Origin of the sequence: Bacillus sp. SD088, from assembly GCF_017355205.1 — a bacterium.
Lineage (GTDB): Bacteria > Bacillota > Bacilli > Bacillales > Bacillaceae_C > Lederbergia.
Window position 1 is genome coordinate 57,660 of sequence record NZ_JADIJK010000019.1, and the last position, 12,644, is coordinate 70,303.

The window sequence follows — 12,644 nt, forward strand, 5'->3', positions numbered from 1 at the left end:
GATTGGATGAAAATAGACTTGAGACAAAGGGGAATCGATTATGGAATACATCCTACAAACGAATAGATTAACGAAAGAATCAAAGGCAATGAAATTGTATCTGATATAAATATTCATATTAAAAAAGGGGAGATTTATGGGCTTCTTGGTCAAAATGGAGCAGGTAAAACGTCAATTATGAAAATGCTAACGGGGATTACAAGACCAACAAAAGGAGAAATTTTGAACATTTAACTGCAACTTGATAACTTGAAGCTGCATTGTGAGTATTTGAGGTATTATGACGAACTTGACATGAAACAGCGTTACAAGACTTCATCACGTTTTTTGTCAGATGATTGTTCGTTCGCTAAATTATCACCTTGATTAGTTTTATTCCGCTTTTTTATTTTGGATTTTTAAATCATGTTCCGTTTTTTGAGTAGGGTCATTTTTTTACAATACAGCCCATTCCAATTTAATTAAAAATAATTTTTGATGCAACCGTTCTCAGTACTTGTTTTAGAATGAAAGCATCAAACTTTATTAATGAAATGGAGGAATATTTTATGAAGTCTAGAACAAAAAGCGTACTGGAAGAACATCATACTGTGACACCATACATCATTATCTAGGATGCAGCCAAAGTCATAACGTTTTACAATAAAGCGTTTGGAGCAGCTGAATTGATGCGTGTAACAAACGACAACGGAAAGGTTCAGCATGCAGAGATCAAGAGTGGAAATTCGGCAATTATGATTATTGACGAATTTCCGGAATACCCGATTATGCAAAGTCCGCAGTCATTGGGGGGAACTGCGATGCATATTTTCCTATATGTCGAGGACGCTGATGCTCTTTTTGCACAAGCTATTGATGCAGGTGCAAAGGAACTGGAGGCTGTACAAGATCATCCTGAAGGTGATCGGCGTGGGGGAGTTATTGATGTTAGTATAGTTTATTTTAGTTAACTTTATTTTAAGATAAGGGTTATTAAGCATTAGAACAGTGAGCTGGTATCCAACCTTTTATCAGTGCACCACCTTCTGAATGGTTATCTACGACAAGGTCACCTCCGTGTCGTCTAACGATCCTTCTTGAAATAGTCAACCCTAACCCGACCCCTCCGGTTGAACGATTTCGTGATGTTTCACCACGATATAGTGGCTCAAAAACATGATGAAGCTCTTCTGAAGCGAAACCTTTCCCCGTATCTTGAACAGTAAAGACCACTCTGTTACCGTCCTTATAGCATTGTATAAAAATTTTACCAGAGTGTGGTGTATGTCTGACAGCATTATCCAATAAGTTATTTATGGCACGCTCTAATAAATACGAATCACCCATGATCATACAATCGTCCCCAAAATAGTTTGCGATAATAGAGATGTTGTTTTGCTTAGCTAGTGGATTCAGGCTATCCATCGATTTCTTTAATAAAATTGAAAGATTAACCGTGTTTTTTTTGAGATCCATCTCTAAATATTCCGTCTTGGTAAATGAAAAAAGATCCTCTACAAGACGGGCCAATTGTGCTGACTTTTCCTTACAAACCTCCAGATACTTTGCTTTTTTATCTGGAGAATCAGCAATTCCTTCCTCTAGACCATCCAAATAACCTCGTAAGGCGAATAATGGTGTCCGTAAATCGTGGGCGACTGCAGCAATGATAAATCGTCGTTCTTCTTCCAATTCCACTTGTTTTTGCATGGATTCTTGGAGACTATCTGTCATTATTTGAATTCCGCCATTTACTTCCGTAATTTCTTTGATCGGGGACATAGGTAATTGGACGTCCAAATCTCCTTCTGCGACTTGTCGGACTGCCAGGCTCATTTTCTCAAGCGGTTTGAGAATGAACCTTCGCATAACATAACCAATGATAAAAAAAGCTAACAATAATCCCGCAAATGCCACAATCATCTGAACCACTCTCGAATTCTGCTGAAAAGTCATTACTCTTCCAAATATGCGACCATCTTGCATAATTGAAAACTGTTCCGTCCGCGTTAATGAGTGATCCTTCTCAGGGAAAAATTGAAAAATCTCTTGATTTGAATCGGTTAAAATTTCTACACCCATGTCCAATGCTTGTAACTTTCCTCTCAAATCATTTTGCCATTTGGGGTCAGACCAGTTTTCTGTATTTGTTTCAATGAAGTGGCTTATTTTATTTAAATCTTCTTTCTGAGCTTCATTCGTATCGAAACTAAGTGATTTTGTTGTTAGTAAGTGGGCCGTTACGTAAAATACCCATGGCAACATCAAGATTAAAAGCAAACTAAGTATAGAAAATGTACGAATCCGAATTGATCTCATTTTATTCTCCTTTAAAACGGTAGCCTATACCCCAGACATTGACTATATAGTTTGGTTCGTTTGGATCGGACTCAACTTTCTCACGTAGGCGGCTAATATGGACGCGGACAGTATGTTTATCGCCAATTCCTTCCCAAAATTTTTCAAGCAATTGATCATATGTAAAAACAATGTGCGGATGCTCGGCAAACAGTCGTAATAATTCATATTCTTTTGGTGTAAGTGAGATGTATCTCCCCTCTACAAATACTTCTCTTGTGGATAAATCCAAAGTGAGCCCACCGTAATCCAAGATCCTCCTGCTAAATCCCTTCTGGGAACCAGAGCGTCGCAATACCGCCTTCACTCGGGCAATGATCTCACCCAGAGATGCGGTTTTAACTATATAATCATCCCCTCCAAGTGCCAGCCCGCGAATTTTATCTACATCATCACCGAGGGCGCTCAAGAAGAGGATAGGAATGTTACTTTCCTCTCGTACCTGCCGACAGAACTCGAAACCATTTTGTCTCGGCATCATGATGTCAAGAATGATGCAATCAATTGTAATCTGTTTCAGTATGGACAGTGCTTGATCGGAGTCATAAGCAGTTTTTACATAGAAACCGTCATTCTCCAAGAAGTCTCTTAGTAGTTCGACAATGCTTTTGTCATCATCCACAACCAGAATCGTCTGTATTTCCTTCACAAAATCCTACCTTCCCTTCGATGCTAGTTATAAAGAAACGAACATCCCATCGAAACCTGCTTTCAGTATAGCACTGTTTCAACAATGATGACTTCACATCAATTTATTGTGATTGTTTTGTGACCTTTTTGTACCATTATTTGAGACACTTAAAGGTTATTCTTTAATTGTGAAACGATCGGCGAATATTCACTATAATTTTTGTCTCACTTATTACTATTCGAAAGGAGGTTACAGAAATGGGTTTCGAAACTCACGGTTTCTCATTCTTTCCATTCGGTGCTTTGTTTTGCCTTACACTTTTCTGCTTTATGGTGGTTCGAATCTTTGAAATTCGCCGTCGCTATAAGGATTACAATCAGAAAGATAGGGACATCACCATGATTCTTAAAAATCGGTTAGCCAAGGGAGAACTTGATGAAGCTGAGTATCAAAGAGCTTCTTACAAAATAAAAGAACGGTTCTTGTGGCGCGTGGGGGCAAATTAATTGCCCGAAAACTTGATTAAAATTTTAAAAAATGGAGGCAATATGTATGAATGTTCAAATTATGTTGTTTGATGGATTTGATTTATTGGATGTAATTGCTCCTTATGAAGTGTTTAATGCAGCTGGAATGTACTCAAAAGAGGACATAATAGTTAACCTAGTTTCCGCTGAAGGCGAACGAATGGTGACAAGTGGAGTAAATCAATTACAGCTCCAAGCAAGCGGCAAAATTGATTTATCCTCTAAAGGAATCATTCTTGTTCCAGGGGCAGCTGGTTCTGTAGATGATAATGGACCAGATTCAATACCAGTAAGAATAAAACAAGCAACGGAAACAGAATTAAGTAATGTATTAAAAGAAGCCATTCGGAAACCTGATATTTTGCTATCCACAGTTTGCGGCGGTTCTCTCCTATTAGCTATGGATGGTCTGCTAGAAGGCCGTTATGCTGTTACACACCATTTGGGAATGGGGCTGTTGCAAGTTACAAATACGTTTCCGGTTCATGCCCGGGTTGTAGATGACGGTGATCTTATCACTGGTGGTGGCGTTACTTCGGGACTTGATGTTGCGCTTTATTTAGTTGAGCGAGAGTTAGGCCCCCGTATAGCACATGCTGTGGAGCAACTATTTGAGTACGAGCGCAGGGGTACAGTTTGGAAAGCTGAAGGAAATGCACCTAAAGAAAGCAAACATGAAAATCCAATGGAAACGACAAGTTCTCGCTCCTCTAATCAACCTGATAAGTGCTCTAATTTCCAAGGAAAATGGGATACTACCATTTCCACTCCTATGGGCGATCTTTCCGTTTTATTAGATTTATCTTCTGAAGATGGTCGTATAGTGGGAACTGCAAAGCAAGGAGATGATATTACGACGCTGGACAACGCAGTACTGGAAGGGAATCAATTAAAGTGGTCCATGAAAGCGACGAAGCCTATGCGTCTTACATTAAAATTTATCGTTTCTGTAGATGGAAACAATATGTATGGTGAAGCAAAGGCTGGTATGCTTCCCTCATCCAAATTAATGGGACATCGTCTTTCTTAAGAATGGAGTTGTAGTTATGTATCCGTTTATTGTATTTGCTCATGTAATAGGTGCTTTATGGCTTGGTAGTTTTCTAGCTTTTCCCATTGCGTTTAAATCTCTTTTGTCACGCTCAGGTAATGAATTAAAAATAACTGTTAAAACATTGGTAGATTTTACCCGCTTTGGCCATTATGCATTAATTTTGTTAATCATTACAGGAGGATGGATGGTAATGGGATATGCCACTTATCCTTCCTTGTTATGGGTGGTGTTATCATTGATCCTGTTGATGCTTATTGGTGCCTTGATCGGTATGATACAAAAAGGCTTGAAAAGCGTTATTCTAGCAAAAAATCCCGACAAAGTGTTGCAGCAAAATACGGCCAAACTAAATATACTGGGCTGGTTTACATTTCTCCTTATTATTACCGTTGTATTTGTTATGACAAATCGTGGTTTATTTGGCTAAATGTAAGCGGAAAGGATAACGATAATATGAAAAAGAACATGTGGATCATTTTTTTAATCGTATCGTTCATGTGGGTCATGCATACATTTTCAAAAAACTTCATGGTTGATCCCACTTTTCAGGGTTTTCTTGCTAAAAAAGATGAAGTTCTAACTAACGAAACGTTGTGGGTACTGATGATCAGATTACATATCATTTTTGCTATTATCTCCCTAATCACTGGCCCCTTGGGTGTGATCAAGAAATTACGAATTAAATCTATCCAATTTCATCGTTGGAATGGTCGAGTCTATGTGCTGTCTATTTTGTTAAATTTTATTCCTGGTGTTTACGTTTCTTTTTTTGCAACAGGAGGATGGTTGAGCACCATTGGATTTCTCGTTTTAAATACACTATGGTTTGGTACAACAATTCTAGGCTATATCAATATTAGAAGAAAAAACGTGATAAAGCATAGTGCATGGATGTCAAGAAGCTTCGTTCTTACCTTTGCCAATATGTTCATCTACATCATTGTGGCCATTTCACACAATGCCTTGCAATTTTCCTATGGTACTTCCTATACAATTGCTGTATGGTTATGCTGGATGATCAGTTTATCCATTGCAGAAATCATGATAAGAAAAAAAATATTTATATAATTGGATATTAATATGAATGTGTGTTTGAAAAAATCGACGGTACTAATTTCTCCATACGATAATCCCAATGCCCTTTGGATATTTTTGTCTAAAGGGTGTTTTTATGTTCGTATAGTAATTAAACTAATGAAGCAAATTATATTGAATAGTTATTTTTGATATAATAGGTGACAATATAAGCCATGAATCTTGAACGATGAAAGGAGAAATGAAGATGGTAACACTGAATCATATACCGGTTGTTAAATCAGAAATGCTTATTCGCAGACCGGTTGAAGAAGTATTTGAAGCTTTTATCGACCCGGAAATTACTACAAAATTTTGGTTCACCAAAAGCAGCGGAAGATTAGAAGAGGGAAAGAACATTAGGTGGGAATGGGAGATGTACGATGTCTCTGACGACCTCCATGTAAAAAAATCGAACAAAACAAGCTGATTCGAATCGAATCAGCGGATAACACCAAAACGGAGTGGATATTTACGCCTCGAACAGAAAACGAAACATTTGTCTCGATTACAAACTCTGGATTTACAGGCAATGGAGATGATATGGTAAACCATGCTATCGGTTCAATGGGAGGATACACGATGGTGCTCTGCGCGCTAAAGGCACTTCTTGAGCACAACATCATACTGACTGTTGTAGCTGATAAGGCTCCAGATGACCACGTTTAATGTTAAGAATGCTTTTGACCTAGAAGATGCTTTTCTTTAAAGAGAACGTCTTTATGATAGTGGTTTGTTATTGGTCTCCACAAATGTGCCATTTAAAGAAATGATCGAACTTTTTATAAAAGCATGATTCTATTTGAATATATTTAAGGCGTGTTTTGATTGATCTTTATTTCAAAACGCGCTTTTTCAATTTGCTTTTTATTAAGGTATATAGAGCTAATTTAATCAAACTGTATAAATCGATTTTGATCCATCTTTTTCAAAATCGACTCTTTTCGTAAAAAATGAGTTTGCGAAGTGCTCTTAAAAATGGGTATTAAAATTCAATTGTTATTTTATCAACAATAGTGTATTATACATAGTATAAATCATATGATGTATATCATACAGTATATAAAATTGAGGTGGAGGAATGAGTACTTTACTGAATTCATTAACGACGGAACTTAGGAGAGGGACGTTAACATTAGCCGTGTTAAGTCAATTGCGAACACCCCAGTATGGATATTCACTTGTTCAGTTATTGGAGGAATCGGGAATTAACATTGATCAAAGTACCTTATATCCATTGCTTCGCCGTTTAGAAAAGCAAGAGTTAGTAACGAGCAGTTGGGATACATCTGAGAGCAGGCCCCGTAAGTATTATGTTTTAAGTGAATACGGTCTAGAAATCTTTTTGCAATTAAAAAAGGAATGGATTAAAAATTCGAAAGAACTTTATGGTTTACTAAAAGGAGATGAAGAAGATGAATTTAATTGAAGTTTATATTCAAGAAGTCACTCGTAGGCTGCCTGAGAAAAGTCGTACGGATATTGCACTTGAACTGCGTTCAACCATTGAGGATATGCTACCTGATGATTACAGCGAGGAAGATGTTAAGACGGTCCTTGAAAAATTAGGGAATCCAGCGGCATTAGCGAGCGGTTACCGAGATCAGCCAATGCATTTAATTGGTCCGAAGTATTTTGATGTGTATGTCACATTATTGAAGTTGGTTATGCCGATTGCGGCGATTGTTTCATTCATTTCGATTGTAGCAGTAAAGTTTTTAAGTCCTGTAGAAGATGGTGCTGTATTAGGAACTGTGTTGGATATTATGTTGGAAGGAGTAGGGCAAGTCATTGCCGTGTTGATCCATACATTTTTTTGGCTTACTGTCGTGTTTGCTATAATTGAACGTATAGATGGGAAAAATGACAATTCTCCATTATCTACAAGTTGGAAACCATGGTCCCCTGATGACCTAAAGCAAGTTATCTATGTTCCTAAGTATAAGGCGATTCGTACATTTGAATTGACCTGTGGTTTAATATGGACAGCAATTTGGGGAACGATTTATTTTTATGCCGATCATTTATTAGGAATTTATGAAAATGGCGAGTATGGTTTACGTCTTGTCACTCCCGCATTTAATCAAGAAGTGCTTCTCTCCTTTTGGCCATTTATTGTAATGTTGATCGGGGCAGAAGTTGCCTTGGCCCTTTATAAAATGTTTCAAAAACAATGGACGCTTCCACTGGCGACATTTTTTACGATATATCAAATTGCATCAATTATCATCTTGGTCATCATTTTTACACACGCCAATCTTTTTACACCAGAATTTCTAAAACAAATAAGTGGGCTTTTCACAACAACCCCAGCACATATTGAAAATTTTGCCATATGGGGTGTAATCACGATCTTTGTCGTGTTCGCTGGATGGGGAGTTTTCGATGTGTATAAGAGGGCAAATATTAAAGCAGATATAAAAGGAGTAAAGGGTTAATCATTTTAAACTAATACGTATGTCCTTTTTTATGGAAAGTATAAATTGTGTAAGGCAAGGAACGCTTTTCAGGATTTTGCCCCATCTTATTCATCAGCAGTATATAATACAATTTAAGTTGGAAGAACAATCTGCGATTGGTGACAAGCAATTAAATGTATTAAAGGAACTTTCTTGGATAGAAGAAAACTTCGCATTAATCATGATGGGGCCTCCTGGAGTTGGGAAAACTCATCTTTCAACCGGGTTGGGAATCCACGCAGTTAACCAAGGGTATCAAGTTTCGTTCGTATCCATGGATCAATTACTCTACATACTAAAGACGAGAGAGTATATCAGTAAGTCAAGAACAAGATACAAACGGATTACTACATCGGGTCTGATTATTATCGATGACATCATGTATATGGCTTATGAACCACAGGATGCCCAACTTTTCTTTCAGTTTATTTATGATATGTATGACAAAACTGCATTCATATTAACTTCTAATACGGGCCCGGCTGAATGGGGTAAGTTTCTGGGGGATACAACATTAACTACGGCGATCTTAGATCGCCTCCTCCATCGAAGTGAAATCATTACATTCGATGAAAATCAAGACAGCATCAGAATGAAATATCGACGAGCTTTATTTCAGGAAACAGGTGTTGAATCTTAATTGTGATTAGCTGTTGAACCTTAATTGTGGAAAACTGTTTACTTCTACTTGACGGTTACAGAAGTTTAAATAAAGACGACTTTATCTCCGATAATGAAATGAAAATGCTACTTAGCTCTATGAGTAAACCAAGCAAATCTGAAGCCAGGAATTACTTGATAGATCGCAACCTAGCCATCGTTTGCCTAGCGCGGTATTATGGATTAACACCTAGGGATATTTCCTTGATCACAATGAATTCCGTAAATTTTGCACAAAACACAATTCAAATTGATTCTAATGTCAAATTAACTCTTAAAGATAAACATATAAAGTATATTTATGATTATTGGAACTCTGTTGATAAGATGATTAGACCTCGATATCGGTCCAACGATCCACTTTTTGTAGCGTTTTTTAATCTCACATTTAGATTTCAATTTAATTATGTTGCCAGTATGCCACAGGCATTATCTGTTCGGGGAATTCAGGAAATGATAAAAGACGAAGTGAGATTGGCCAACTTAAGAAAAATTTCAGCAAAACATTTAAGGAATAGCTGTATCTTAGATAGTCTTTCGAAAGGTGAAGACATTGAGTATTTAGTCTCGTATTTCAGACTTTCAAATTCGTTTTCAATACATCGATATCAAGAATATCTTACCAGTGATCTTACATATGATAAACAAAAGGTTTTTAATTGAAAAAAATGTGTTTTCTTTTTAAGAAAAAAAGGGTATAATATAATTAGAAATGAATACATTAAAAACGACTGAAGGTGTTATAGCACCTTCAGCCTATACAATAGCTCGGTTCCCTGCAAGGGGGATCAGCACGAATGTTAGATGAATAAAATCCACCGAAACGAGCTGCGAACTCAAGGGTGGATTTTATTTTTTGTTACTTTTATCTGACATAATCGCAACAATTAACGCTCCGAAACTCACCATCAGCATTAACGCTTCTGCAATTGTCATAAGGCATCACCCCATTTCGGGATGTGCCGACCACCCTTGAGCTAACCAATATGCTATTGTCCTCTAATTATACCATTTGACAATAATAAAATACATTCATAATCTGTATCTTACAAGAAAAAACCCTAGTATCCAGTCGCTTTTTTTCTTTGAATCTACTTTCATTAAAAAATCTTAATCCCTCTGTCATAACACACTGAAGTCCTGAATACCCCTCCCTAACAAAGTTTCCTATTTTTCCTTTTTATGTCTCCAATTACAATAACTCTTCATTTATCCAACAATATTAAAATGCTAAGATTGATTATGGAGGGTTTTAATATGTTATTTACAACCATTAAACCAATGCTCGTTTCGCCTTCGATAATAATTCCGGTGCAATCTAACTATATCCATCAATTAAAGTTTGATGGTCATAGAGCTTTGCTACACTTTAAAGATGGAACTATTAAGATATACACTCGTCAAGGCAATGAGGTGACTTATAAATATCCAGAATTACAAAAGCTCCAATTTCCCGTTTCAAACTGCATATTAGATGGAGAAATGATTTGCTTCGACTCAGACAATAAGCCTTGCTTTGATAGTTTGATGACTCGATTTAGAGCTAGCAAAACAAATAAAATTGAAGAAAAAAGAGACGAAATACCTGTTCATTTTAATGCTTTTGATATCTTGTACTTAAATGATCAATCTTTACTGAATAAGCCTTTAGCAAACCGCTTAGAAATGCTAGACAATATTATAATAAATACGGCCTACCTTTCTACTTGTCCGACTTACTCAGACGGCCAAGAACTATTTGAGCGTGTGAAATTACTTGAACTTGAATATAGTATCTAAAAATCTCGACAAGACTTATACAATGGATGCTAGACCAGTCAAGTCTTTTTTAAAGATAAAAAAACTTTAGGTATGCTACAGTCAAAATAGCCGCGGTCCGCAAGCGTAAGTTTGAATGATTAATGGTTGGGGATGATGATCTTTATAAAGGGGTATTGGAATTTGTGCCTCAAAAAGAAAGACAAGCATTCTCACAAATTTCTAAACAGCTGGTTATGGGTGAGGATAAAGACTATATTTATCTTGATCCCTGTATAAACTGTGAAGTTAAATATCAATGTTTAAGCAAAAATGGGTATATGCGCAGTGCTAGTTTTCAAAAAATTTTTTTATGGAGTGATAATGATTATGTGTGGTCGATTTACACTTACTGCACCGATTGAGCAAATACAAATGAGATTTAATATTGATCAGTTTATTGATAAAGATTTGTACAGCCCTAATTACAATGTAGCTCCTTCTCAATCCGTATTAACAGTCATCAATGATGGTACTAAAAACCGATTGGGATTTCTCCGATGGGGCTTGATCCCAGGTTGGGCTAAAGATATTAAAATTGGCTACAAGATGATCAATGCAAGAAGCGAGACTTTCAAATGTCCTTCCCTGGTCTTCTAAAAGCCCTAACTTATATTTGCTCGGAGTAAATTTATTTGTAAATGGTGAATCGACACCTTCAGATGACTATATTGAACGGGTTGGTTTTCGAACAATCGCCACTGAAAGCGGTAAGATCCAAGTAAATGATGAAGATATAATCATTAAAGGATTCAATCGACATGAGGATCACCCAATAGTAGGGGCGGCTTTTCCTTTACCATTAATGGTGAATGATCTTGAATTGATTAAAGATATGGGAGCCAATGCGATTAGAACAAGTCATTATCCAAATGATGAGCGATTTTTGGATCTATGTGATGAACAAGGGATTTATGTCTGGGAGGAGAATCACGGAAGAGGTCTTTCCCTTGAACAGATGCAACACCCTAATTTTGTGGAACAATGCAGAGCTGTAAATGAAGAAATGGTAGAGAATCATTATAATCATCCAAGTATAATTATTTGGGGTGTTCTTAATGAGTGTGCTAGTAATACTGAGGAAGGCAAAATGCATTATAAAATGCAGTTAGAACAAATACGTTCCATGGATCAAACACGCCCACTTAGTTTTGCTTCCCATCATCGGGAAGAAGAGCTTTGTTTTGATCTAGTAGACATTGTTTCATTCAATCTATATCCCCAATGGTATACAAAAGAAGATCCTGGTCAATTGGTTGATCAAGCACGAAAATGGGCAGACGAACTTGGCGGCAAAGGAAAACCTTTGATTATGAGTGAGTTTGGGGCAGATGGTTATTATGGTTATCGTTCTCCAACAAAAGTAAAAGGAACCGAAGAGCGTCAGGTTGAGATTATCGAGAGGAATTTACAGCATATATGGAACGGGAGTTTGTTTCGGGAATGTTTATTTGGCAATTTGCCGATTGCCGTGTAACGGAAGGTGAAGGATGGCTTATGATGAGAGCAGGAGTACAGAACAGTAAAGGAATAGTTGATCAATACAGAAGGCCAAAGTTAGCCTATGATACTGTAAAAAAATATTGGAGTAAATAAATAGAGATTGAAAGGGTTATTAAAATGAAAAAACGGGACAGTCATTTAGAGTGATGTCCCGTTTTTGGCATTGATCATATAAAAACATTATTGGCAGTTTTTAGTGGGGAATATTTGTTTATTTTATAAAGGACAAATAATATGTTATAGAAAAGATCGTTCATATTTTGAACCACGGCGTATTTTTGAAACTGCTATGATAGAAGTAGATAAGATATTTATTGCTCATAAACGTATATAGGAAATGAGGTGGGGATGAAAAACAAAAAGAAAGCGCTGTTAAAGGATCATTATTTTGGTGAAAATAGAAACCAAAAAAGGGGTGGATTTGTGTGAGTAAATTAAAATATGAAACTCTCATCAAACAAATGATAGAGGCACTCGGTGGAAAAGAAAATATTGAATATGTATTTCACTGTCCTACTAGGCTTCTGTAACTGCTACATTTTAGCCCTGGCTCTCAAGAGGTAGAGATGTACCGAATGTAATTGTATCCGCTCCCAGCCTCC

Annotated in this window: 13 protein-coding genes and 4 pseudogenes; 14 read left to right on the plus strand and 3 right to left on the minus strand. The window is 36.8% G+C overall.

Annotation, left to right across the window (positions count from 1 at the left end; translation table 11 throughout):
* Positions 1-40: 40 nt before the first annotated feature.
* Together IPU53_RS16565 and IPU53_RS16570 are read left to right on the plus strand one after the other, a co-directional pair.
* Positions 41-225 (plus strand): annotated as a pseudogene (locus tag IPU53_RS16565) (ATP-binding cassette domain-containing protein); the annotation flags it as partial.
* Between the two features lie 401 nt (positions 226-626).
* Positions 627-950, plus strand: a pseudogene (locus IPU53_RS16570) (VOC family protein); the annotation flags it as partial.
* A 22-nt stretch (positions 951-972) separates the two neighbouring features.
* Here the strand turns inward: IPU53_RS16570 and IPU53_RS16575 are convergent.
* Together IPU53_RS16575 and IPU53_RS16580 are read right to left on the minus strand one after the other, a co-directional pair.
* Positions 973-2,298 (minus strand): sensor histidine kinase, encoded by a 1,326-nt coding sequence (locus tag IPU53_RS16575; protein ID WP_207452132.1) that lies wholly within the window; start codon positions 2,296-2,298, stop codon positions 973-975.
* Between the two features lies 1 nt (position 2,299).
* Positions 2,300-2,986: a response regulator transcription factor gene (locus tag IPU53_RS16580; RefSeq protein WP_207452133.1), complete on the minus strand. Its 687-nt coding sequence runs from the start codon at positions 2,984-2,986 to the stop codon at positions 2,300-2,302.
* A gap of 239 nt (positions 2,987-3,225) precedes the next feature.
* Here IPU53_RS16580 and IPU53_RS16585 point away from each other — a divergent pair, with 239 nt between their 5' ends.
* The 8 genes and pseudogenes from IPU53_RS16585 to IPU53_RS16620 all read left to right on the plus strand — a co-directional run bounded on the left by IPU53_RS16585 (position 3,226) and on the right by IPU53_RS16620 (position 8,722).
* Positions 3,226-3,474 (plus strand): hypothetical protein, encoded by a 249-nt coding sequence (locus IPU53_RS16585; protein WP_207452134.1) that lies wholly within the window; start codon positions 3,226-3,228, stop codon positions 3,472-3,474.
* Positions 3,475-3,520: 46 nt separating this feature from the next.
* The gene (locus IPU53_RS16590; RefSeq protein WP_207452135.1) at positions 3,521-4,525 is read left to right on the plus strand and encodes a DJ-1/PfpI family protein; all 1,005 of its coding nucleotides are present in this window, start codon (positions 3,521-3,523) and stop codon (positions 4,523-4,525) included.
* A 16-nt stretch (positions 4,526-4,541) separates the two neighbouring features.
* On the plus strand, positions 4,542-4,976 hold the full coding sequence (locus IPU53_RS16595) for a hypothetical protein (protein ID WP_207452136.1): 435 nt from the start codon (positions 4,542-4,544) through the stop codon (positions 4,974-4,976).
* Between the two features lie 26 nt (positions 4,977-5,002).
* A complete protein-coding gene (locus IPU53_RS16600; RefSeq protein WP_207452137.1) occupies positions 5,003-5,617 on the plus strand; it encodes a DUF2306 domain-containing protein in 615 nt (204 codons plus the stop codon).
* Between the two features lie 214 nt (positions 5,618-5,831).
* Positions 5,832-6,292, plus strand: a pseudogene (locus tag IPU53_RS16605) (SRPBCC family protein).
* A 412-nt stretch (positions 6,293-6,704) separates the two neighbouring features.
* Positions 6,705-7,052 carry a PadR family transcriptional regulator gene (locus IPU53_RS16610; RefSeq protein ID WP_191161915.1) on the plus strand — a complete coding sequence of 116 codons (348 nt, stop codon included), beginning with the start codon at positions 6,705-6,707 and terminating at the stop codon, positions 7,050-7,052.
* Complete coding sequence (locus IPU53_RS16615) at positions 7,039-8,061, plus strand: HAAS signaling domain-containing protein (RefSeq protein ID WP_207452138.1); 1,023 nt, start codon at positions 7,039-7,041, stop codon at positions 8,059-8,061. Before IPU53_RS16610 ends, IPU53_RS16615 begins: the two co-directional genes overlap by 14 nt.
* Positions 8,062-8,092: 31 nt before the next feature.
* Positions 8,093-8,722: an ATP-binding protein gene (locus tag IPU53_RS16620; RefSeq protein ID WP_242698356.1), complete on the plus strand. Its 630-nt coding sequence runs from the start codon at positions 8,093-8,095 to the stop codon at positions 8,720-8,722.
* Positions 8,723-9,591: 869 nt separating this feature from the next.
* On the opposite strand, the gene IPU53_RS25665 is transcribed toward IPU53_RS16620, so the two are convergent.
* A complete protein-coding gene (locus IPU53_RS25665) occupies positions 9,592-9,678 on the minus strand; it encodes a putative holin-like toxin (RefSeq protein ID WP_396019959.1) in 87 nt (28 codons plus the stop codon).
* A gap of 321 nt (positions 9,679-9,999) precedes the next feature.
* Between IPU53_RS25665 and IPU53_RS16625 the strand changes: the two genes are divergently transcribed.
* The 4 genes and pseudogenes from IPU53_RS16625 to IPU53_RS16640 all read left to right on the plus strand — a co-directional run bounded on the left by IPU53_RS16625 (position 10,000) and on the right by IPU53_RS16640 (position 12,572).
* Complete coding sequence (locus IPU53_RS16625) at positions 10,000-10,521, plus strand: ATP-dependent DNA ligase (protein ID WP_207452140.1); 522 nt, start codon at positions 10,000-10,002, stop codon at positions 10,519-10,521.
* Positions 10,522-10,869: 348 nt separating this feature from the next.
* A pseudogene (locus IPU53_RS16630) lies at positions 10,870-11,112 on the plus strand (SOS response-associated peptidase family protein); the annotation flags it as partial.
* The gene (locus IPU53_RS16635) at positions 11,096-12,016 is read left to right on the plus strand and encodes a glycoside hydrolase family 2 protein (RefSeq protein ID WP_313886510.1); all 921 of its coding nucleotides are present in this window, start codon (positions 11,096-11,098) and stop codon (positions 12,014-12,016) included. The pseudogene IPU53_RS16630 and the gene IPU53_RS16635, both read left to right, overlap by 17 nt.
* Before the next feature lie 487 nt (positions 12,017-12,503).
* Entirely contained in the window at positions 12,504-12,572 is a 69-nt protein-coding gene (locus tag IPU53_RS16640; protein ID WP_207452170.1) for a PTS transporter subunit EIIB, read from the plus strand.
* The last annotated feature ends 72 nt before the right edge of the window (positions 12,573-12,644 follow it).